Here is a 21791-nt window from a genome sequence, read left to right on the forward strand (position 1 = left end):
ACCGCGTTGATCAGTGCGCCGGCCGCCGAATCCAGCCGCGCCGCCTGGCGCGTGGGCCCGGCGCTGCTGCTGGGCTGCCTGCTGCTGTCCATGCTGCCGCTGGGCGTCATGGGGGCGTGGCAGCTGGCAAGCTTCGAGCGCAGCCTGCGCGACACCGTCACCGACGGGCTGGTGGGCATTGCGCGCAAGAAGGCGACCGAGATCAACGAGTACCTCAGCGAGGTGCAGGTGGACGCCCAGCTCACGGCCCAGTCCGCCGACTCGCGCGAGCTGCTGGCGCAGCGTCGTGACGCGGCGGCGACGCGCGTGCCGCCGGGCAGCCTGGCCTTCTATCAACGGCTGTACGAGACCGGCAAGTACGCCAACCTGCTGCTGGTGCAGCCGGACGGCCGCATCAGCTTCGCGGTGAAGCCGCCCGCCGGGGCCGACCCGGCGCCAGCGCGGCTGGACGACGGCGCCTTCGAGGGCAGCGACCTGCTCGCTGCGCACCGCCGCGCCATCGACCGCCTGCAGGCGCAGCTGACGCCGGTCAAGCGGCTGCGCGACGGCGGGCCGGCGACGCTGTTCCTGGTGCATGCCGTCGTCGACGGCGACCACGTGCTGGGCAGCATCGTGCTGCAGCTGGACCTGGCGCGGCTGCTGCGCGTGGCGACCGACCGCGCCGGCCTGCCGCCGAGCGGCGAGACGGTGCTGGTGCAGCGCGATGGCGACAGGGCCGCGTTCGTCGGCGACGCGCTGCGCAAGCCGCATGACCAGGTGGCGCGGCCGCTGGACCTGCGCGCGGCCGACGCCCTCCCGTCGGTGCGCGGCCTGCGCGGCGAAAGCGGCAGCGGGCTGGCGCGCAACTACGCGGGCGTCGAGGTGGTGTCGTCGTGGCGGCACCTGGCGGCGCTGGACTGGGGCATTGCCGTCAACGTCGATGCCGACGAGGCCTTCGCGCCCGTGCGCTCGCTGCGCAACCGGCTGCTGGTGGCGCTGGGCCTGGCGTTGACGCTGGCGCTGGGCTTGGCGCTGCTGGTGGGCCGCCGGTTGGTGGAGCCGGTGCAGCTGCTGAACCGCGCGGTGGCGCGCATCGCCGGTGGCAGCCTGGACGAGCGTGCGCCCATCTGCGGCTTCACCGAGTTCCGCGAGCTGGCGCGCAACTTCAACCACATGGCCGAGCAGCTGGTCGTCGAGAAGCAGCTGCTGGAGGCGCGCGTGGAGCAGCGCACGCGGGCGCTGAACGACAGCGAGCAGCGCTTTCGCGGCGTGTTCGAGCGCGCGCAGGTGGGCATCGCGCTGTGCGACGCGCAGGGCGTCATCCTCGACGTGAACCAGGCGCTGACGGCCATGCTGTGCCGTACCGGCGACGAGCTGCGCGGCGGCAAGCTGGCCGACCTGCCGGACTTCCGCCCCGGCCGCATGCCCGGCGGCGAGCTGAACCGGCTGGCCGGCGGGCGCGTGGAGCATGTGCGCTTCGAGCGCGGCTTCGCGCTGCCGGGCGGCGGCGAGCTGTTCGCGGACGGCAGCGCCAGCGCCATCCGCGACCGGCGCGGCCGCCTCGTCAACGTCGTGCAGATGCTCATCGACGTGACCGAGCGCCACCGCGCCGAGATCGAGCTGGTGCGGGCCCGCGTGGCGGCCGAGGCGGCCAGCCAGGCCAAGAGCGATTTCCTGGCCAACATGAGCCACGAGATCCGCACGCCCATGAGCGGCGCCCTGGGCATGCTGAACCTGCTGTTGCGCACCGAGCTGTCACCGCGCCAGCACGACTACGCGTCCAAGGCGCGCACGGCTGCGCAGGCGCTGCTGGCCGTCATCAACGACGTGCTGGACTTCTCCAAGGTCGAGGCCGGCAAGATGGAGCTGGACCCGCACCGCTTCGAGCTCAGCGACTTCATGCGCGAGCTGGCCGTCATCCTGTCGGCCAACGTCGGCAGCAAAGACATCGAGGTGCTGTTCCGGCTGGACCCGCGGCTGCCCGCGGCGCTGGTGGGCGACTCGACGCGGCTGCGCCAGGTGTTGCTGAACCTGGCCGGCAACGCGCTCAAGTTCACCGAGCAGGGCGAGGTGGTGCTGGGGCTGGCGCTGGTGGACGAAAGCCAGGGCCGCGCCCGCATCCGCTTCGAGGTGCAGGACACCGGCATCGGCATCGCGCCGGACAAGCTGGAGCACATCTTCACTGGCTTCAGCCAGGCCGAGCAGACCACGTCACGGCGCTACGGCGGCACCGGGCTGGGGCTGGCCATCAGCCGCCGCCTCGTCGCGCTGATGGGCGGCGAGCTGCGCGTGGACAGCCGCGTCGGTGAGGGCAGCCGTTTCCACTTCGAGCTGACGCTGCCCGAGGCGGCGGCCGAGCCGCACGAGCTGGTGCCGCTGCGGCCGGGCCTGAAGGTGCTCATCGTCGACGACAACCCGATGGCCCGCGAGGTGCTGCAGGGCATCGGCGAAAGCCTGGGCTGGGACTGCGACATGGCGTCCAGCGGCGAGCAGGCGCTGGCGCTCGTCCACCTGGCGGCCGAGCGCGGCGAGCCGCATTACGACCTGATCCTGATGGACTGGCGCATGCCGGGGCTGGACGGCTGGGAGACGTCGCGCCGCATCCGCGACAGCCATGAGTCCGACGCGCCGGTCATCATCATGGTCACGGCTCACGGCCGTGAACTGCTGGCCGAGCGCAGCGAGCTGGAGATCCAGAGCCTGGGCGGCTACCTCGTCAAGCCGGTCACGGCGTCGATGCTGCAGGACGCCGTCGCCGAGGCCACGCGCGGCGGGCCGCGGCCGCGCCGCGCCGAGGGCGGCGAGCAGCGGCTGACGGGCATGCGGCTGCTGGTGGTGGAGGACAACGGCTTCAACCGCCAGGTGGCGCAGGAGCTGCTGGAGGACGAAGGCGCCGTCGTCACGCTGGCCTCGGGCGGCGTGGAGGGCAGCCACCTCGCGCTGGTCACCGAGCCGCCGTTCAACGCCATCCTGATGGACCTGCAGATGCCCGACATCGACGGCTTCGAGGCCACGCAGCGCATCCTGAACAAGCGCCCGGACAGCCTCGTCATCGCGATGACAGCCAACGCGATGGACGCCGACCGCCAGGCCTGCCTGGCCGCCGGCATGCGCGACCACGTCGCCAAGCCGGTGGACCTGGAGCAACTGGTGGCCTGCCTGCACCGGCATGTGCGCCGCGTCGAGGCGGTGGCGGCGCCCACCGTGCCCGCGGCGGCGCCGCAGCTGCTGGACCGCGCCGCCGCGCTGCAGCGCCTGGGCGGGCGCGAAGCCTTGTACGACCGGCTCGTCGTGTCGTTCACGCAGGACGCGCCCACCGAGATGGAGGCGCTGCGCCGCCAGCTCCGCGTCGGCGCCGTGGCGGACGTCGTGCGTGCGCTGCACACCTTGCGCGGGCTGGCTGGCGCCGTCGGCGCCAACGCGCTGGCGGCGCTGGCCGGCGAGCAGGAGCTGGCCGTGCGCACGCAGGCCACGCCGCAGGCGGCCGATGCCGACGCGCTGCAGCGCCTGCTGCACGACACGCTGGCCGTGCTGACGCCGGCCCGGCCACCCGTGAGCGCGGGCACGCCGGTGGACCCGCTGGATGCGCTGCGCCGCCTGCGCCAGCTGCTGGTGGAGCGCAACATGCGCTCCGTGACGGCCTGCGAGCAGCTGGGGCCCCAAGCCGACACGCTGGGGCCGGAGTTCGCCACGCTGTCCGCGGCCGTCGCCCGGCTGGACTTCGCCAAGGCGCTCAAGGCCTGCGACCTGCTGCTGGAAAGCCTGAATCCCCGCTGAGTCCCCCGGGGCACTCTCGCGGCCCTTACAATGAGAATCATTCTCATCATTGGCTTGTGCCGACGAGCCCGCATCCATGTCCGAGACGCTGCCTTCCAGCCTCGCCGCCGCCCCCGCCGGGCAGGCGATGACCGTCCAGCAGGTCAGCGCGCCGGCGCATTCACCGGAGTGGGCGTCCTGGCTGTCCGACCTGGGCTTCCTGCCGGGTGAGGCGGTACGCGTGCTGCGCCGCGGCAGCCTGGGCGACGGCAACCTGGTGGTGCGCGTGGGGCAGTCGACGTTCGCGCTGCGGCATGCCGAGGCCCAATGCATCGCCGTGAAGCCGCGTGCCCATGACTGAGGCCGTCATCCATGTCCACAAGGGGGGCAAGCTCGTCGCGCTGGTGGGCAACCCCAACTGCGGCAAGACCGCGCTGTTCAACGGCCTGACCGGCAGCCACCAGAAGGTGGCCAACTACGCCGGTGTCACCGTCGAGCGCAAGGAAGGCCGCGTCATCTCGGCCGCCGGCAAGGCGCTGCGCCTGCTGGACCTGCCGGGCACCTACAGCCTGCACCCGCGCTCGCCCGACGAGCGCGTCACCTGCGACGTGCTGGCCGGCCGCGCCAAGGGCGAGAAGCGGCCCGACCTCGTCGTCATGGTGCTGGACGCCACCAACCTGCGCCGCAACCTGCGCCTGCTGCTGGCCGTGCGTCGGCTGGGGCTGCCGGTGGTCGTCGCGCTGAACATGGCCGACCTCGCGGCCCGCCGCGGCCTGAAGGTGGACGCCGAGGCGCTGTCGGCGCAGCTGGGGCTGCCGGTGGTGCGCACCGTCGCCATCCACAAGGAAGGCCTGGACGAACTGCGCGCGCTGCTGGACCGGCCCGAGGTGTGGGAGGCTGCCCACCCGGCACCGGCCGCCGCGCCGCACGTGGACGATCACGTGGCCGTCAAGACCTGGCTGCAGGCGCTGGACCTGGACCACGAGTTGCCCACGCTGCCCAGCGACCGCGTCGACCGCGTGCTGCTGCATCCGGTGGCCGGCTCGGTCATCCTGGCCGTGCTGCTGTTCCTGCTGTTCCAGGGCGTGTTCTCGTGGGCCGAGCCGCCCAAGGCGCTGATCGAGGACGGCATGGCCTGGCTGGGCGCCCAGGTGGGGCAGCTGATCCCCAACGGCTGGCTGCACAGCCTCATCGTCGACGGCGTGATCGCCGGTGCCGGCGGCGTGCTGGTGTTCCTGCCGCAAATCCTGATCCTGTTCTTCTTCATCCTCGTGCTGGAGGAGTCGGGCTACCTGCCGCGCGCCGCGCTGCTGCTGGACCGGCTGATGGGCAGCGTGGGCCTGTCGGGGCGCAGCTTCATCCCGCTGCTGTCCAGCTTCGCCTGCGCCATCCCCGGCATCATGGCCACGCGCTCCATCGCCAACCCGCGCGACCGCATCGTCACGATCATGATCGCGCCGCTGATGACGTGCTCCGCGCGGCTGCCGGTGTATGCGCTGCTGATCGGCGCGTTCATCCCCGCCCGCGAGGTCTGGGGCTTCGAGCTGCAGGGGCTGGTGCTGTTCGGCCTGTACCTGGCCGGCATCCTGGGTGCGATGGCGGTGGCCTGGGTGCTCAAGCGCTTCACCAGCACCGGCCGGCTGGTGCGGCCGCTGATGATGGAGCTGCCGGCCTACCACTGGCCGCATCCGCGCTCCATCGCCATCGGCCTGTGGCAGCGCGCCGTCGTGTTCGTCAAGCGCGTGGGCGGCATCATCCTGCTGCTGACGCTGGCGCTGTGGCTGCTGTCCAGCTTCCCGTCGCCGCCGGAGGGCGCCACGGGCGCGCCCATCCAGTACAGCATCGCCGGCTACCTCGGCGCGGGCCTGGCCACCATCTTCGAACCCATCGGCTTCAACTGGCAGATCAGCCTGGCGCTGGTGCCGGGCCTGGCGGCGCGCGAGGTGGCGGTGAGTGCGCTGGGCACGGTGTACGCGCTGTCGGCCACCGGCGACGACGCCGCGCAGGCGCTGACGCCGCTGATCGCGCAGAGCTGGAGCCTGGCGACGGCGCTGTCGCTGCTGGCCTGGTACGTGTTCGCGCCGCAGTGCATCGCGACGCTCGCGGCCGTCAAGCGCGAGACCGGCGGCTACAAGCTGCCGCTCATCATCACCGGCTACCTGTTCGGCCTGGCCTACCTGGCGTCGTTCATCACCTACCGCGTGGCGCTCTACCTGGGCGGCTGACGCCAGGGTATTCGGGGCCGGGCGCTGGGCCGCCCCGAGCCGGCCCGTTTGGCGATGTGCTTGCGGCTCGATGCCGCATGCATCGCCGTCCCCTCGGGGGACCGTCTGGCCTCGCCCGCGTTCAGCGGCGCGAGACCGGACGAGGGGCTTCAGGGCTTGGGGCGGGTCGGAACGCTCGCGCTGCAGATGTCGATGTAACCGGGGCTGTGCACGAACCAGCCGCCGCGGTAGCGGCGGGCGTCCAGCAGCTGGCTCCACGTGGCGGACTCGGTGCGCAGCACCTGCAGCGCGGGCCGTTCGGCCTCGGGCACATCAGCCAGCAGGCGCACGCGCGGGATGCCGGTGCGCTGCTCCGGCTTCTCGTAGAAGCCCATGGCCGCGCCGCCGCGGGGCAGGGCGGCGAGGTGCTCCATGCCTTTGAGCACGCGGCCCACCAGCGTGATGTTCAGGTCCAGCCCGCGCGGCGCCTGGCCGATGACGGCGTAGAGCTCCGTGCCGTTGCTGGAGTCCACCGCGTCACCGCGGCCAGCGCCCACCATGCCGTAGCAGTGCGCCAGCCAGGCCTTGCCGGTCTTGGGGTCGGCCGCGACCGGGAAGCCACCGGCAAAGCCGGTGCGCGGCGCCCAGCCCTCGGCATCGGGCAGCCGTGCGAAGCCGGCGGCCTTGCCGATGGCGTCAATCGGCACCGAGAACTCGGCGGGCAGCTTCGGTGCAGCACCGGCGGGCAGCGGGCGGGCCTTGCCGGTGTCCTCGCCGTCGGGGTCGCCCCACTGGGTGACGAAGTTGTCCTGCACGCGCACGACGGCCAGGCCGTCCCAATAGCCGCCGCGGGCCAGCGCGCGGATGTTGGCGACGTGGGCCGGCGCGAAGCGCGGTGCCAGTTCGATGAGCACTTGGCCAGTGCCTTGCGGTGTGGCCAGTTCCATCAGCAGCGTGTTGTCGGGGTCCAGCGCGCGCCAGTCGCTGGCGGGCGAGGTGGCCAGGATCTCCTGGGCGCTCTTCTTGGGGGCCGCCGGCTTGGGCGCAGCCTTGGGGGCGGCGACGGCGGTGGACAGCAGGCCGGCGGTGGCCAGCGCGAGGGCGAGGTGTTTCATGGGCGCGCAGCTTAGCTGCGGCGGCGTGCCTGCCCAGCCCTCGCAAACCTCAGGCGGGTGGCGGCAGGAAGCGGCCGAGATCGCCGGCGCGCAGCGCCGCTGCCAGCCGGACCGCGAGTGCACGCGCGTGCGCCGTCGCATCGTCTGCACGCGATGCGGCACAGCCGTCGCCGCGCAGGCAGGCCAGCCAGACCTCGGGGTCGCGTTCGTCGCAGGCCAGGCCGAACTCGCAGGGCAGCAGCCGCAGCGCGGCCTGGGCCGTGGCGCGGCTGTCGTCATCGTCGAAGCGCTGGCCGTCGAAGTACAGCACCGGCTGGCCGTCCAGGCGGCGCCGCAGCAGGCGCTCGCCCAGTTCGTCGAGCAGCAAGGGGTCTGGGTGGGCGAAGACGGCCTGCAGCAGCGCGGCGTCGTCCAGGTCCGACTGCTGCACGGCCAGCAGCGGGTCGCCGGCGGCGGTCTCGCCGGGCGCGATGTTGACCAGCGCGAGCCACTCGGCCGCCGCGAACTGGCCGCAGCCGGCCGCCAGCGCCACCTGGCGGGCGACGGCGCGCTGGTGGCGGGCGTCGTTGCGGTCCGGCGCGGCGGCGGGCTGCAGGCCGGCCAGGTCGGCGCAGCGGCGGGCCAGCGCGCGGGCGTAGAGGCGGCCGCCCTGGGCCTGGGCGGCGAGCGCGGCCTGCAGCGTGACGCGCAGGTCGGCGCCCGGCGCGGCCAGCAGCGCCGGCAGGTTGACGGTCGTGATCGCCAGCGCGGCCAACACGGGGCGAGCCTGTGTGGTGGCGACGCCGGCCGCAGTGACCGCGGGCGCCGTTGGCAGCACGAGCCGTGGCGGGTCGGCCAGGAGCGGCGCGTCGGCCCGCTGTTCGCCCCACCAGGCCCAGGCCAGCAGCGCGACGCCCAGCGCCAGCGCGACGCGCGGCGCGATCACCAGACCGCTTGTGGCCATCCGTCCGAGCCCCAGGTCACGTTGCCGATGAACAGGATGGGCGCGCCGTTGTTGTTGGCGTCATAGGCATGCCAGGCCATCACGGAGCCGTCGGCCAGCAGCGACTGCCCGCCGGGGCCCTTGAGGCGCGAGCCGCTGCTGGCCAGCACCGTGCCGCCGCCCGACAGCATCGCCTTGCCGGCCTTGTCGACGTAGGGGCCGGTGATGGAGGTCGAGCGGCCGACGACGATGTAGTACGTGCTGTTGGCGCCCTTGCAGCAGGCGCCCTTGGACGCGAACAGGTAGTAGTACGTCGTGCCGTTGATGGCCTTCTTGACGACGAAGCCGTTCTCGATGCCGTTGGTGGCGTCCTTGGCGATGTTGACGATGCCGCCCGTCGGCGGTTTCAGGTTGACCTTGCTGACGCGGGTGATGTGGATGCCGTTCCAGAACGAGCCGAAGACGAGGTAGGGGTCACCGTTGTCGGCCAGCACGAAGGCGGGGTCGATGGCGTTGTAGCCGTCGCCGGACTTGGACGTCAGGATGGCGCCCTGGTCCACCCACTGGCCCGCGGCGATACCGCCGGCCGAGGTCGTCAGGCCGATGGCCGATTTCTGCGAGCCGAAGCTGGAGATCGCGTAGTAGCAATAGCCCAGGCCGTTGTACTCGCCGCAGCCCGGCGCCCAGACCATGGCCGTCTTGTCGGCGGGCAGGTAGGTTTTCCACCACGCCAGGCCGCCCGCGAAGATGGGGCCGCCCTGCGTCCACGCGGTGCCGTTGGCGGAGTACTTGACGCCGATGCCGCCGTTGTCGGTGGTCTCGAATAGCCACCAGGTCGAACTGGTCTTGTAGAGGTGGGGGTCGTGCGTGCCGATGGCACCGGTCAGCGTCCACGGGGCGGCCTGGGCGGCCGTCAGGGCGGTGGCGAGTGCGCAGCCGGCGGCCAGGCGCAGCAGGCGCTTCAGGGTCAGGAACATGAGCTTGTCTCCGGATGTTGTCGGTGCGGCCGCCTCTGCGTGCGACCTGTTCGAATTAAATATGACTATTAACGCCGGCTGACCGCGAACAAACGCCGATTCTGGAATTGGTATCGATTAAAAGTAATACTTAAAAATTCGAGCCGGAAGCGTTTACAGCGGCGGCGGTTCGGGGTGCCGGAGCGGCTTCCTACAATGCCCCGATGTCCGAGATTGCTTCCGCTGAACTGCCCTTCGTCCACCTGCGCATGCACACCGAGTACTCGGTCGTGGATGGCACGCTCCGCACCGATGACGCCGCCGCGGCGGCCGCCAAGGACGGCCAGGTGGCGGCGGCCATCACGGACCTGGCCAACCTGTTCGGCGGCATCAAGTTCTATTCCGCCTGCCGCAAGAAGGGCGTGCAGCCCATCCTCGGTGCCGACTGCTGGCTGGAGCCCGACGCCACCGACAAGCCGCCCACGCGCCTGCTGCTGCTGGTGCAGAACAAGCAGGGCTACCTGAACATCAGCGAGCTGCTGTCGCGCGCCTGGATACAGAACGTGCAGCGCAACCAGGCCTGCGTGACCTGGGACTGGCTGCAGGAGCTGGGCGAGGGGCTGATCTGCCTGAGCGGCGCGCAGCTGGGCGGCCTGGGCCAGGCGCTGCTGCAGGGTGACAAGGTGCGGGCGCGCGAGTGGGCGCAGAAGCTCGCGGCCATCTTCCCGAACCGCTTTTACATCGAGCTGCAGCGCGCCGGGCTGCCGGGCCAGGAGGCGCTGGTGCAGGCCAGCGTGCCGCTGGCCGCCGAGCTGGGCCTGCCGGTGGTGGCGACGCACCCCATCCAGTTCCTGACCGAAGACGACTTCGAGGCGCACGAGGCGCGTGTCTGCGTGGCCGAAGGCGAGACTCTGGCGAATCCCAAGCGCATCAAGCGCTTCCTGCCCAGCCAGCATTTCAAGACGCAGGCGCAGATGCGGGAGCTGTTCAAGGACATCCCCAGCGCCATCCGCAACACGACCGAAATCGCGAAGCGCTGCTCGCTGACGCTGGTGCTGGGCAAGCCGCAGCTGCCCAACTTCCCGACGCCGCTGATGGACGACGGCCAGCCCATGCCCATGGAGCAGTACTTCCGTGAGCTCAGCCACGACGGGCTGAAGGGGCGGCTGATCCACCTGTTCCCCAACGAGGCCGAGCGCGAGAAGGAGCGGCCTCGCTACGTCGAGCGGCTGGACTTCGAGCTGAACACCATCATCAAGATGGGCTTCCCGGGCTACTTCCTGATCGTGTCGGACTTCATCCGCTGGGCCAAGGAGAACGGCTGCCCGGTGGGCCCGGGCCGGGGCTCCGGTGCCGGCTCGCTGGTGGCCTATGCGCTGCTCATCACGGACCTGGACCCGCTCAAGTACAACCTGCTGTTCGAGCGCTTCCTGAACCCCGAGCGCGTCTCGATGCCCGACTTCGACATCGACTTCTGCCAGGGCAACCGCGACCGCGTCATCGACTACGTGAAGCAGAAATACGGCCTGCCGGCTGTCAGCCAGATCGCGACGTTCGGCACCATGGCCGCCAAGGGCGCGCTGCGCGACATCGGCCGCGTGCTGGGCATGGGCTTCGGCCATGTGGACAGCGTCGCCAAGCTCATCCCGGCGCCGCCCGGCAAGACGGTCACGCTGGCCAAGCTGCCGCCCAACTTCGACCCTGAGAAGGCCAAGATGGTCTACGCGCGCCACGAGTCGCCGGAGATCGAGGAGCGCGAGAAGGCCGACGAGGAAGTGGCCGGCCTGCTGGAAATGGCGGCACGCGTGGAAGGCACCGTGCGCTCCATCGGCATGCACGCCGGCGGCGTGCTGATCGCGCCCGGCAAGATCACCGACTTCTGCCCGCAGTACCAGCAGCCCGGCTCCACCAGCGCGGTGAGCCAGTACGACAAGGACGACGTGGAGGCCATCGGCCTCGTGAAGTTCGACTTCCTGGGCCTGGCGACGCTGACCATCCTGGAGCTGGCCAAGGACTTCATCGTCCAGCGCCACCCCGAGCGTGCCGGCTTCGACTGGGCCAACGTGCCGCTGAACGACCGCAAGACCTTCGACCTGTTCGGCAAGGGCCTGTCGGAAAGCATCTTCCAGTTTGAATCGCCCGGCATGCAGCGCCTCTTGAAGGACGCCAAGCCGTCGCGCTTCGAGGACCTGATCGCGCTGGTGTCGCTGTACCGCCCGGGCCCGATGGACCTGATCCCGTCGTTCGTGGCCCGCAAGCATGGCAAGGAGACCATCGAGTACCCGCACCCGCTGCTGGAGCAGGTGCTGTCCGAGACCTACGGTGTGTTCGTCTACCAGGAGCAGGTGATGCAGTCCGCCCAGGTGCTGGGGGGCTACAGCCTGGGTGGTGCCGACATGCTGCGCCGTGCGATGGGCAAGAAGAAGGCCGACGAGATGGCCATGCACCGCGACCTGTTCCGCAAGGGCGCCGCGGCCAAGGACATCGACGAGAAGAAGGCCGACGAGGTCTTCGACCTGATGGAGAAGTTCGCGGGCTACGGCTTCAACAAGTCGCACGCCGCCGCCTACGCGCTGCTGAGCTACCACACGGCGTGGCTGAAGCAGCACTACACGGCCGAGTTCTACGCGGCGAACATGACCATCGAAATGGACGACACCGACAAGCTCAAGGTGTTGCTCAATGACGCCAAGATCTTCGGCGTCGACTTCCAGCCGCCCTGCGTCAACAAGGGCATGTACCGCTTCGAGCCGCTGTCCAACCGCCTCGTCAACTACGGCCTGGGCGCCGTCAAGGGCACGGGCCGCGGCGCCATCGAGGCCATCATCGCGGCCCGCAATGCCGGCGGGCCGTTCCTGAGCTTTTACGACTTCTGCCTGCGCGTGGACCGCAAGGCCGTCAACAAGCGCGTCGTCGAGGCGCTCATCAAGGCCGGCGCGTTCGACAGCATCAACCCCGAGCGCTCCAAGCTGCTGGCCAGCGTGGCGCGCGGCTACACGCACGCCGAAACGACCGAGGCCAACGCCGACCAGGGCGGCCTGTTCGACTTCGGCGACTCGCACGCATCCAGCACCGCCGAGCCCGACCTCGTGCACGCCGAGCCATGGAGCATCAAGGAGCGGCTGTCGCTGGAGAAGACGGCCATCGGCTTCTACCTGTCAGGCCACCTGTTCGACCAGAGCGGCGCCGAGGTGCGGCGCATCGTCAAGCGCCAGATCGCCGACGTCGTCGACAGCCGTGAGCCCACCATGGTGGCCGGCATCGTCAGCGGCATGCGTGTCATCAACGGCCAGCGCGGCCGCGTCGGCATCTTCAAGCTGGACGACAAGAGCGACGCCATCGAGGCCGTGGCCAACGAGGAGCTGCTGAACAGCGCCAAGGAGCTGCTGGTGGAGGACGAGCTCATCATTGCCCAGGGCAAGGTGCAGAACGACCGCTTCTCCGGCGGCCTGCGCATGAACGTGCAGGCGGTGTGGAGCCTGACGGCGGCGCGGGCGAAGTTCGGCCGGCACCTGCTGCTCAACGACGCCGGCGCGGCCGGCCTCATCCACGAGCTGGTGCAGCGCTTCCCGCCGCGCGAGGTGGAGACGGAGGAGGGCGGCTTGCGCAAGCAGGGCCTGCCGGTGCGCGTGGCGATGAAGGTGGAGCCCGAGGGCGGCCAGGTCGGCGCACGCTGGCTGGTGGAGCTGGGCGAGGCCAGCCGCTTCTGGCCGGCGGACGAGGCGCTGGCCCGACTCGGGGGGGCGGCTGAGGTGATTTACGAGCTTGGATGAGGCGTCGCATCGGCGATGATTTCGCCAGATGCTACAAATCGTTCCCAAGCCCTCGACGGGACTGACCCGCCCTTCGCCGGTCACCGGACTGATCCTGACCGGCGGCGGCGCGCGCGCGGCCTACCAGGTGGGCGTGCTGGCCGCCATCGCGCAGCTGCGCCGCGATGCCGGCGCCACGCAGAGCAACCCCTTTCCCATCATCAGCGGCACGTCGGCCGGCGCCATCAACGCGTCCACGCTGGCTTGCCATGCCGATGACTTCGACGGCGCCGTCGACGGCCTGATGCACCTGTGGCAGGGCCTGCACGTCGAGAACATCTACCGGGCCGATGCGTTCGAGGCGGTGAAGAGCGGCGCGCGATGGCTGTCCATGCTGAGCCTGGGCTGGGCTATCGCGCAATGGACGCGCAGCCGCCCGCGCAGCCTGCTGGACAACCGGCCGTTGCGCGAGCTGCTGGGGCGCTACCTGGACATGGGCCGCATCGAAGCCATGCTGGACGGCGGCCACCTGCGCGCGCTGGCGCTGACGGGCTCCAGCTACACCTCCGGCCAGCACGTCACCTTCTTCCAGACCCACCACCACGTCGTGCCCTGGCTGCGCGAGCAGCGCATGGCCGTGCAGTCGCGGCTGACGCTGAGCCATCTGATGGCCTCGTCCGCGATCCCGTTCATCTTTCCCGCCGAACTGCTGGAGCTGGAGGGCATGCCGGAATGGTTCGGCGACGGCTCCATGCGCCAGAGCGCGCCGATCTCGCCGGCCGTGCACCTGGGGGCCGAGCGCATCCTCGTCATCGGCGCCGGCCGCATGAAGGAGCCCGAGGGCCGGCGCACCGGCGCCAGCGATGCCCACCCCAGCATGGCGCAGATCGCCGGCCACGCGCTGTCCAACATCTTCCTGGACGCGCTGGCCGTGGACGTCGAGCGGCTGCGCCGCATCAACCGCACGCTGGCGCTGCTGCCGCACGAGACGCGCATGGCGACGGCGCTGCGCTCCATCGAGCTGCTGGTCATCGCGCCGAGCCGGCGGCTGGACGACCTGGCTGGGGAGCACCAGGCCAGCCTGCCGCAGTCCGTGCGGGCGATGCTGCGGGCCTTCGGCGTCAGCGGCAAGGGCAAGACCACCAGCGGCTCGGCGCTCGTGAGCTACCTGCTGTTCGAGCCCAGCTTCGTCAACGAGCTGATCAACCTGGGCATGAGCGACACGCTGGCCCGGCGCGCCGAGGTGCAGCGCTTCTTCGGCTGGCCGGCGCGGGCGCCGCAGACCGACCCGGCCGCGCTGCGCCGCGCCCGGTCGGCCGGTTTCGCGGCAGGCCTCGCGGCGGGCGGCTGATGCGGGCCTGGCTGGGCGCCCTGTGCGCCGTGGCGGCGCTGGTGGCCGGGCCCGCGCAGGCGGCCGACATCGCGCTCTGGGATACGCCGCGGCATGGCGGCAACAGCTTCAATGGCCGCCCGCCCGACGAAGCCTATTTCCGCGCGCTGCGCGCCAGTGGCGCGACCTGGGTGCGGCTGACCTTCAGCAAATGGAAAGGCGCGGGCCGCGACTTCCTCATCGGCGACGCCGACCGCTACACCGGGCTGCCGGCCGCCGACCTGGCGTTGTTGCGCGCCTGTCTGGACGCGGCGCAGGCGGCCGGCATGAAGGTCGTGCTGGTGCCGCTGTCGCTGCCCGGCAACCGCTGGGTGCAGCACAACGGCGACCGGCAGGACGAGCGCCTGTGGCGCGACCGTGCTTACTGGGCTCAGTCCGCCGCGTTCTGGCGCGACCTGGCCGCCGCCTTGAAGGACCACCCGGCGCTGGCCGGCTACAACCTGCTCAACGAGCCCACCCCGGAGAAGGGGGCCGGGCTCGACGAGCAGGCCGCACCCGCCGCACGCGAGGCCTGGTATGCGCAGCACCGCGGTACCGCGCGGGACCTGCCGGCGTTCTACGCGCAGCTGATCGCCGCCATCCGCACGGTGGACGCCGACACGCCCGTCATGGTCGACGGCGGCTGGTACGCGCATGCGTGGAGCTTCAGCTACTGGACGCCGCTGAAGGACGACAAGGTGCTGTACGCCTTTCACATGTACGAGCCGTGGAACCTGACGAGCGCGCCGCAGATCAGGCGCCGGCCGCAACTGCGCTACCCGGCGGCGGCCTTCGACAAGGCGGCGATGACGACCTTCCTCGGCGTGCCCTTCGCGTGGGCCCGCGCGCACGGCGTGCCGGCCAGCCGCCTGGTGGCAGGCGAGTTCGGCTGCGTGCGCGTGTGGGTGGACTGTGGCGCCTACCTCGGCGACGTGCTCGATACGCTGAACGCGCACGGCGCGCACTGGGCGTTCTACAGCTTCCGCGAAGACGTCTGGGAAGGCATGGACTACGAGATCCCGCCGGCGTTCCCGGCGGGGCAGGTGTACCACCTGCGCGAGCAGGGGCGGGGCGACAAGGTGCCGCTGGACAGCCCGCTGATGGGCGTCATCAGGCGCCGGATGCGCTGACGGGCGCGTAGGCCTGGCCGGCCACGCGCAGGCCGGCGTCGGACAGCTTCTTCGCCGTGGCGGCACGGATGCCGGGCACGCGTTTCATCAGGTCGGGCCAGTCCGCGAACGGCCGTGCGGCCAGCAGGCGCTGCACCAGGGCAGGGCCCAGGCCGGGCAACGACTCCAGCTGCGCGCGCGTGGCCGTGTTGGCGTCGACGTCCGCATGGGCGGTGGCATCAGCGAGCGCCGGCGCTGCCACCCACAGCAGCAGCGCGCGCCGCTTCATGTCAGCCCTCGCCGGCCTGCGCGCGCACCATGGCCGCGTAGGCGCCATCGCGGGCGATCAGCTCGGCGTGCGTGCCGGTCTCCACCAGCTTGCCGGCGCCCAGCACGTGGATGGCGTCGGCATCGCGGATGGTGGACAGCCGGTGCGCGATGACGATCAGCGTCTTGCGGCCCGACCATGCGGCCAGCGCCTGCTGCACGGCGCGTTCGCTCTCGGTGTCCAGCGCGGACGTGGCCTCGTCGAAGATCCAGATCGGCGCGTCCTTGTACAGCGCACGGGCGATGGCCAGGCGCTGGCGCTGGCCGCCGGACAGCTTGCTGCCGTTGGCGCCCACCGCTGTCTCCACGCCCTCGGGCAGCGTCTGCACGAAGTCCCACAGATGGGCCGCGCGCAGCACCTGCTCCAGCCGGGCCTCGTCGCGCGGCTGCGCGTAGGCGATGTTGTTGGCCACGGAATCGTCGAACAGCACGATGTCCTGCGACACGACGGCGAACTGGCGGCGCAGCGATGCGCGCGTCAGCACGTCGATGTCGGCGCCGTCGAGCCGGATGTGGCCGGCGTCGGGGCGCCCGAAGCCCAGCAGCAGGTGGACGATGGAGCTCTTGCCTGCGCCTGACGAGCCCACCAGCGCCGTCGTCTTGCCCGCGCCGAAGCTCAAGCTCAGGCCGTCCAGCGCCGGCCGCGAAGCGCCGGGGTAGGTCAGCGACACGGCCTCCATGACGATGTCGCCATGCGCCGGGCCGGGCAGCTGCTGCGTGCCGGTGTCCACCTCCGGCGGCGCGTCCAGCAGCTCCAGGCAGCTCTTGGCGATGACGCTGGCGCGGGTGAGCTGCGACGTCAGGTCCGACAGGTGGCGCAGCTTGGACAGCAGCAGCAGCAGCGCGGCCACGTAGGTGACGAAGTGCTGCACGCCGGTGCCTTCGGTGCGCGCCTGCCACAGCGCCAGGCAGATGATCAGCGACAGGCCCACGCTGGCCACCAGCTGCGATACCGGCTGCGCCAGCGCGCTGGCCGCGGCGGCCTTCAGGTTGTAGCGCCGCACTTCCAGCGCGGCGTCCATGAAGCGCTGGCGCTCGTAGTCCGCAGCGCCGAACTGGCGCACCACGCGCCAGGCGCGCGTGATGTCGTCCACCTTGTTGACCAGCACCAGCTGCGAGTCGTAGGAGCGCGTGGACATCTGCCGCATGCGCTGGTTGACCTTGCGCATCACCAGCGCCATCACCGGCGTGACCACCAGCGCCATCAGCGTGAGCTGCCAGTTCAGGTAGAACAGGTAGACCACGAAGCCGATGCCGGCCAGCCCGTCGCGCAGCAGCGCGATGCCCACGTCGCCGGTCAGCTGCAGGATCTGCTGTGGATCGTTGACGACCTTGGTGACCGCGGTGCCGGGCTGCATGCGTGTGTACGCCTGCGCGTCCAGCCGCAGCAGCGAACTGACCAGTGCGGTGCGGAAGTCCAGCACGCTGCGCGTCTGCGTCCAGTGGAACAGGTACTGCCCGGCGAAGCTGGATGCGCCGCGCACGGCGTACAGCCCGATCAGCACCACCGGCACCATCCACAGCGGGTAGGCGTCCTTCGTGAAGCCCTCGTCGTCGAAGGCATAGCTGATCAGCTTGGGCAGCAGCCACTCGGTGCCTGCCAGGCACAGGTAGGCCACGACCGTCAGCACCGCGCCCCAGCGATAGGGGTAGACGTACTGGCCCAACCGGCGGGCGAGGGAGGGACGGGTGTCGATGGACATGGGGCGCGATTGTCGTCCGTGTTTCAATGCTGGCCCGATGCGCATCGCCCACCTTCTCTTCACGAAACGCTTTGCCGGCAGCGAGCGCTACGCCATCGAGCTGGCCAACGCGCAGAGCCAGGCGCACGAGGTGTGCTTCGTGCTGGCCGACGCGGCGGCCGAGGACCGGCCGGACGCCTGGGCGCACCGGCTGGACCCGCGCGTGCAGCAGCACCGGCTGACCTACCCGCAGTTCCTGCCGGCCACCCGCATCGCGCGCTGGGCGAAGGCCTGGCGGCCCGATGTCTGCCATGCGCACCTGAGCTTCGCGTGCAAGGCGCTGGCGGGCGTGAAGCCGCCTACGGTGCGTGTGGCGACGCTGCACATCGCCTACAAGGCGCGCCAGCACGGCCACCTGGACGGGCTCATCGCGATCACGCCGCAGCAGTTGCCGCAGATCCCGCCCGGCTTCGCGGGCCGCGTCGCGCAGATCAACAACTGGAGCCAGCCCAGGCCGCCGGAACCCGGCGCCCGCGAGCGGCTGCGCGCGGCCTGGGGTGTCGGGCCCGACGACTGGCTGGTCGGCACGCTGGGCCGCGGCGAGCGCAGCAAGGGCTGGGACATGCTGGTGCAGGCCTTCCAGCGCGCGGCGCTGCCCGGCGCGCGGCTGGTGCTGGTGGGGCAGGGGCCCGACTGGCAGGCGGTGCGCGCGCAGGCCGGCGCGGACGTCGTGATGCCCGGCTTCACGAACGAGCCGGCCAACTGCCTCGCGGCGTTCGACCTGTTCGTCAGTGCGGCGCGCAGCGAGCCGTTCGGGCTGGTGTTCCTGGAAGCCATGCACGCCGGCCTGCCCATCCTGGCCACGGCCACCGAGGGCGCGCGGCATCTGCAGGCCAGCTTCGAGCCGCTGCTGCCGTGCGGCGACGTGGCGGCGCTGGCCGAGGCGCTGGTGAGGCTGCATGCGCAGCGGCCGGAGCGGCGTGCACATCCCACGGAGCCGTTCGCGCTGCCGGCACGCGTGGCCGAGATCGAGGCCTTCTACCGCGCCTGTGGGGCGCGCTGAGTCACCCATTGCACGACCACCCATGACGGATCTCCCGCTCATCGTCACCGCCTTCTACGACATCGGTCGCAGCCAGTGGCAGCACTACCAGCGCAGCAGCGACCGCTATTTCGACTGCTTTGAGCGGCTGTGCCTGCTGAAGAACGACATCGTCGTGTTCTCGCAGCCCCAGTTCCGCGAGCGCTTCGAGGCCATCCAGCGCCGCAAGCCCAACCTGAGCGTCGTCTATGACGATATCTTCGAGCGCCACGCCACGCTGCTGGAGCGCATCCGCCGCGTGCAGCAGGACCCGGTCTACCGCGCCGGCATAGTCCCCATCGACTCGCCCGAGTACAACTCGGCCGAATACGTGCTGGTGAACACGCTGAAGAGCGATTTCTGCTGCCAGGCCCTCGCGAAATCAGGGCATGAGCAGGTCGCCTGGATCGACTTCGGCTACCTGCGCAAGCCGCGCCAGCTGCCGCGCTCGCGGCGCTGGATGTCGCCCTGGCCGAAGGGTATCCATTTCTTCGGGCTGCGCTCGCTCGACCAGCCCATCGACCTGCTCAAGACCATCCAGACCAACACGGTCTACATCCAGGGCTGCCACCTGGTTGCGCACCGCGAAGACTGGCCGCTGATGCGCGATGGCGTGCATGCGGCGCTGGAAGAGCTGCTGGTCAGGGACTGGGTGGACGACGACCAGACGCTGCTGTTGATGGTGGCGCTGAAGCACCCCGACCGGGTCACCGTGCATCCCAACGTGGAGGACCCGCGCTTCGGCTGGTTCAACCTGTTCCGCCGCTTCAATGCGGCCGAGGCGTCGGCGACGCTGGCCGAGCGCGTCAGCCTGCAGCTGGCCCTACTGGCCAGCCGGCTGCGCTGACGCCCGCCGGCTGGCCGCGCCCACGGCCGCGCGGATGCGCAACGCGCGCCAGAGCCACCCGCGCTTCAGGCAATAGCCCAGCATGGCAGCCAGAGAGGTCGGCGAGTTGGCTTCACATTGGCGCAGCTGGCGCATGACGGTCGCCCAGTCGCCGGCATCGCGGGCCTGGCAGGTTGCGCGCATCCAGCTGCGGTAGGCCAGGTAGGTGGCTGCGTTCAACGTGTTCTCATCGAGCCGGGCGCGGTTCGACGCGAGCAGCGTTGGCAGGTGGTCCAGCGAGTCCTGCAGGTCCTGCCACTTCTTCGGGTTGGGCGTGCTGAGGATGCTGCCGGGGCGCTTGCGGTAGGCGATCCATGGCTCGGGTACGTAGACCACGGCCTGCGCGCGCAGCATCAGCGTCGGCGACACGAACACGTCCTCGAAGTAGCGGCCTTCGGGGAAGCGCAGGTCGTCGCCGTACAGCTCGCGGCGGGCGATCTTGCTCCAGGCGTGCAGCTGGCTGCGCGTGAGCGCGCCTTCCAGGAGCCGTCCGGCGTCGCGCCAGGGCTGGTGCGGCGGGATGTCCTGCGTGCGCTGGTGGCGTTCGCCGAGCAGGCGCTGGCGCAGCCGGGGGCAGTCGTGGTGGTCGCGGAAGTCGCACAGCACGAGGTCCACATCGCCACGGTGGGCCCAGGCCCGGAGCCCGGCGATGGCGCCGGGCAGCAGGAAGTCGTCCGAGTCCAGGAACCAGATCCACGCGCCGCTGCCGGCCTCCAGCAGCCGGTTGCGCGCGGCGCTGAGGCCGCGGTTGCGGTCGCCGTCCAGCAGGCGCAGGCGGCCCGGGTGGCGGTCGGCGAGCGTCTGCATCAGCGCGCGCGAACCATCGGTGGAGCAGTCGTCGTACAGGGCGATCTCGACGCCGTCGTCCGCCTGCGCCAGCACGGAGTCCACGCACTGCGTCAGGTAGTCCTGCACGTTGTAGACCGGGATGAGCACGCTCAGCCACGGCCGCGCAACTTCAGCGCGTGTCATCCGGCCTGCCCAGCAGTTCGATCAGCGCGCTGCCCGCCAGCCAGCGGCCCTTGAGCCATTGGCGCTCGGTGACGGCGCGGTCGCCGCCGCGCAGCTTGATGAGCGCGGGCAGGCGCGTCGGGGCATGCGTCAGCGCCAGCCGCGCGTAATGGTGGCGCTTGCGCCAGCCGACGGCCGCCAGCCACGCATAGGGGCCGTCCTCGGCGCGCAGCAGCGCGAGCCGGTGCGCTTCGGGCGCGCGGTCCAGCAGGTCGGCGGCGGCCACGTGCATCAGCAGGTAGCGCTGGAACTCATCGCTGAGGCCTTGCACGACGGCCGCATGCCGGCCTTCGCTGCGCAGCCGCTGCAGCAGGTTGTCGGCGCCTTCATCCAGCGCACGGTCGAACGCGGCGGCCAGCTCGGTGACGAAGCCGCCACCGGGCACGGACGCCATGAACCAGTTCTCGATCAGCGGCAGCTCGGGCCGCGTTGTGTGGCGGTCTATGTAGAAACCTACGTACTCGGCCTGGCGGTGCGCGCGCAGGTCATGCAGCCAGGCGAGGTCGCGGCTCAGCAGCATGGAGGCGTCCATCCAGACGCCGCCGTGGCGCGCCAGCAGCTGGATGCGCAGCCAGTCGGCCTGGCGATAAGGCGGCAGGGTGTCGAAGTCGGCCCGCAGCGCGGGCAGCCAGCGGTCGATGCTGGCGCGGTCCAGCAGCCGCACTTCATGGTCGGGCGCATGGCGGCGCCAGTTGGCAACGCAGGCCTGGATGAAGGCGGGGGCCGGCGCGGGATGCCAGTAGGCCCAGATCACCTTGGGGATTTCGGCGGCACAAGCCGGCCCGCTGTCACCCACGAAGACGGCACGCGTCTGCGCCGGCGCGTGCGCCCGCGCGACGGTGGCGAACTCGCGCAGGAACAGGCCGGCGACGGTGACGAAGAACGCCAGGAAGAGGAGCGCGGCGAGGCTCATTCGCGCCAGTGGTCCGCAATCCAGCGCGCCGGCCGCGCATGTCGCCAGTTGCCGTTGCTGCGGCCGGCCAGCGCGTCGGGCGGGTTCATGACGCCGTGGAAGATCAGGATGCGGGCGCCGTCGGGGATGAACGGGTCACGCCAGTAGCTCGTCGGCCAGGCCGGGATGCAGTGGTACTTGTAGCTGGCGCACCAGCTCGCGTCCCAGTACTGCAGCTTGCCCTGGCGATGCAGCACGGCGGACAGGAAGGCCTGCTCGTTGCGGAACTCGGCCTTGGCCTTGGCCTGGTCGGCGACGAACTCGGTCAGCACGTCCTGGTGCGCGCCCAGCTCCCAGCGGTAGACCGACGAGTTGCCGGTGACGCGCCAGGGGCGCTTCCAGTCGTGGATGACGAGGAACTCGCCCGGCACTTCGAAGAACGGCGTGATGTCGTCGACGATGACGACGTCCAGGTCCAGGAAGAGGGCGGTGCCACGCAGGCCGTAGTCGTTGACGAGCACGGGGCTGAAGGTGGTGAGCTTCTTCCAGCCACGCTCGGGCTCGCCGTTGGGCAGCGTCAGCTCGGGGATGGGGAAGCAGCGCACGTCGTCACGGATGCCCTCGGTGCGGTCCGTCAGGCAGACGAACGTGAACTCGCCCTTCAGGTGCCGGCGCACCATCGCGTAGAGGCGGTTGACGTACTCGGGGCCGTACTTGGTGCCCCACTTCATGCAGATGATGTGGCGCATC

At 70.9% G+C, this 21791-nt stretch carries 16 protein-coding genes; 8 read left to right on the top strand and 8 right to left on the bottom strand.

Going from position 1 to position 21791, the window contains the following annotated elements; translation table 11 throughout:
- Nucleotides 1-6: 6 nt before the first annotated feature.
- The 3 genes from AC1Q7O_RS22565 (at nt 7) to feoB (ending at nt 5960) form a co-directional block, all read left to right on the top strand.
- Complete coding sequence (locus AC1Q7O_RS22565) at nt 7-3756, top strand: response regulator (protein WP_492658867.1); 3750 nt, start codon at nt 7-9, stop codon at nt 3754-3756.
- Nucleotides 3757-3832: 76 nt separating this feature from the next.
- Nucleotides 3833-4096, top strand: a complete 264-nt coding sequence (locus tag AC1Q7O_RS22570) for a FeoA family protein (protein ID WP_492658868.1) — start codon at nt 3833-3835, stop codon at nt 4094-4096.
- Nucleotides 4089-5960 (top strand): ferrous iron transporter B, encoded by a 1872-nt coding sequence (gene feoB, locus AC1Q7O_RS22575; protein WP_492658869.1) that lies wholly within the window; start codon nt 4089-4091, stop codon nt 5958-5960. Before AC1Q7O_RS22570 ends, feoB begins: the two co-directional genes overlap by 8 nt.
- 149 nt (nt 5961-6109) lie before the next feature.
- Here the strand turns inward: feoB and AC1Q7O_RS22580 are convergent, their stop codons facing one another.
- From AC1Q7O_RS22580 to AC1Q7O_RS22590, 3 genes are read right to left on the bottom strand one after another with little or no spacing between them, the layout of a single operon-like run.
- A complete protein-coding gene (locus tag AC1Q7O_RS22580) occupies nt 6110-7054 on the bottom strand; it encodes a peptidylprolyl isomerase (protein ID WP_492658870.1) in 945 nt (314 codons plus the stop codon).
- A 49-nt stretch (nt 7055-7103) separates the two neighbouring features.
- A complete protein-coding gene (locus tag AC1Q7O_RS22585; protein ID WP_492662747.1) occupies nt 7104-7979 on the bottom strand; it encodes a hypothetical protein in 876 nt (291 codons plus the stop codon).
- Entirely contained in the window at nt 7976-8953 is a 978-nt protein-coding gene (locus tag AC1Q7O_RS22590) for a glycoside hydrolase family 43 protein (RefSeq protein WP_492662330.1), read from the bottom strand. The genes AC1Q7O_RS22585 and AC1Q7O_RS22590 overlap by 4 nt, the downstream gene beginning before the upstream one ends.
- Before the next feature lie 203 nt (nt 8954-9156).
- Here AC1Q7O_RS22590 and dnaE point away from each other — a divergent pair, with 203 nt between their 5' ends.
- Genes dnaE through AC1Q7O_RS22605 form a run of 3 tightly spaced genes read left to right on the top strand, consistent with a single transcriptional unit; the run spans nt 9157 to nt 15183 of the window.
- Nucleotides 9157-12705: a DNA polymerase III subunit alpha gene (gene dnaE, locus AC1Q7O_RS22595; RefSeq protein WP_492662331.1), complete on the top strand. Its 3549-nt coding sequence runs from the start codon at nt 9157-9159 to the stop codon at nt 12703-12705.
- A 28-nt stretch (nt 12706-12733) separates the two neighbouring features.
- Nucleotides 12734-14035 carry a patatin-like phospholipase family protein gene (locus tag AC1Q7O_RS22600; RefSeq protein ID WP_492662332.1) on the top strand — a complete coding sequence of 434 codons (1302 nt, stop codon included), beginning with the start codon at nt 12734-12736 and terminating at the stop codon, nt 14033-14035.
- The gene (locus AC1Q7O_RS22605) at nt 14035-15183 is read left to right on the top strand and encodes a glycoside hydrolase family 5 protein (protein ID WP_492662333.1); all 1149 of its coding nucleotides are present in this window, start codon (nt 14035-14037) and stop codon (nt 15181-15183) included. The genes AC1Q7O_RS22600 and AC1Q7O_RS22605 overlap by 1 nt, the downstream gene beginning before the upstream one ends.
- Here the strand turns inward: AC1Q7O_RS22605 and AC1Q7O_RS22610 are convergent.
- Nucleotides 15164-15451: a ComEA family DNA-binding protein gene (locus AC1Q7O_RS22610; RefSeq protein WP_492662334.1), complete on the bottom strand. Its 288-nt coding sequence runs from the start codon at nt 15449-15451 to the stop codon at nt 15164-15166. The genes AC1Q7O_RS22605 and AC1Q7O_RS22610 overlap by 20 nt on opposite strands.
- A 1-nt stretch (nt 15452) precedes the next feature.
- Nucleotides 15453-17192 (bottom strand): ABC transporter ATP-binding protein, encoded by a 1740-nt coding sequence (locus AC1Q7O_RS22615; RefSeq protein ID WP_492662335.1) that lies wholly within the window; start codon nt 17190-17192, stop codon nt 15453-15455.
- 37 nt (nt 17193-17229) lie between these two features.
- Here AC1Q7O_RS22615 and AC1Q7O_RS22620 point away from each other — a divergent pair, with 37 nt between their 5' ends.
- Nucleotides 17230-18234, top strand: a complete 1005-nt coding sequence (locus tag AC1Q7O_RS22620; RefSeq protein WP_492662336.1) for a glycosyltransferase — start codon at nt 17230-17232, stop codon at nt 18232-18234.
- Between the two features lie 22 nt (nt 18235-18256).
- Complete coding sequence (locus AC1Q7O_RS22625; RefSeq protein WP_492662337.1) at nt 18257-19099, top strand: WlaTC/HtrL family glycosyltransferase; 843 nt, start codon at nt 18257-18259, stop codon at nt 19097-19099.
- Here AC1Q7O_RS22625 and AC1Q7O_RS22630 read toward each other — a convergent pair.
- Genes AC1Q7O_RS22630 through AC1Q7O_RS22640 form a run of 3 tightly spaced genes read right to left on the bottom strand, consistent with a single transcriptional unit; the run spans nt 19076 to nt 21790 of the window.
- Nucleotides 19076-20110 carry a glycosyltransferase family 2 protein gene (locus AC1Q7O_RS22630; RefSeq protein ID WP_492662338.1) on the bottom strand — a complete coding sequence of 345 codons (1035 nt, stop codon included), beginning with the start codon at nt 20108-20110 and terminating at the stop codon, nt 19076-19078. The two genes, AC1Q7O_RS22625 and AC1Q7O_RS22630, sit on opposite strands and share 24 nt — an antisense overlap.
- Nucleotides 20097-21062: a glycosyltransferase family 32 protein gene (locus AC1Q7O_RS22635; RefSeq protein WP_492662339.1), complete on the bottom strand. Its 966-nt coding sequence runs from the start codon at nt 21060-21062 to the stop codon at nt 20097-20099. Before AC1Q7O_RS22635 ends, AC1Q7O_RS22630 begins: the two co-directional genes overlap by 14 nt.
- Entirely contained in the window at nt 21059-21790 is a 732-nt protein-coding gene (locus tag AC1Q7O_RS22640; RefSeq protein WP_492662340.1) for a glycosyltransferase, read from the bottom strand. The genes AC1Q7O_RS22635 and AC1Q7O_RS22640 overlap by 4 nt, the downstream gene beginning before the upstream one ends.
- Nucleotide 21791: the final 1 nt, after the last annotated feature.

The organism is Roseateles sp. GW823-FHT07B05 (assembly GCF_058794515.1).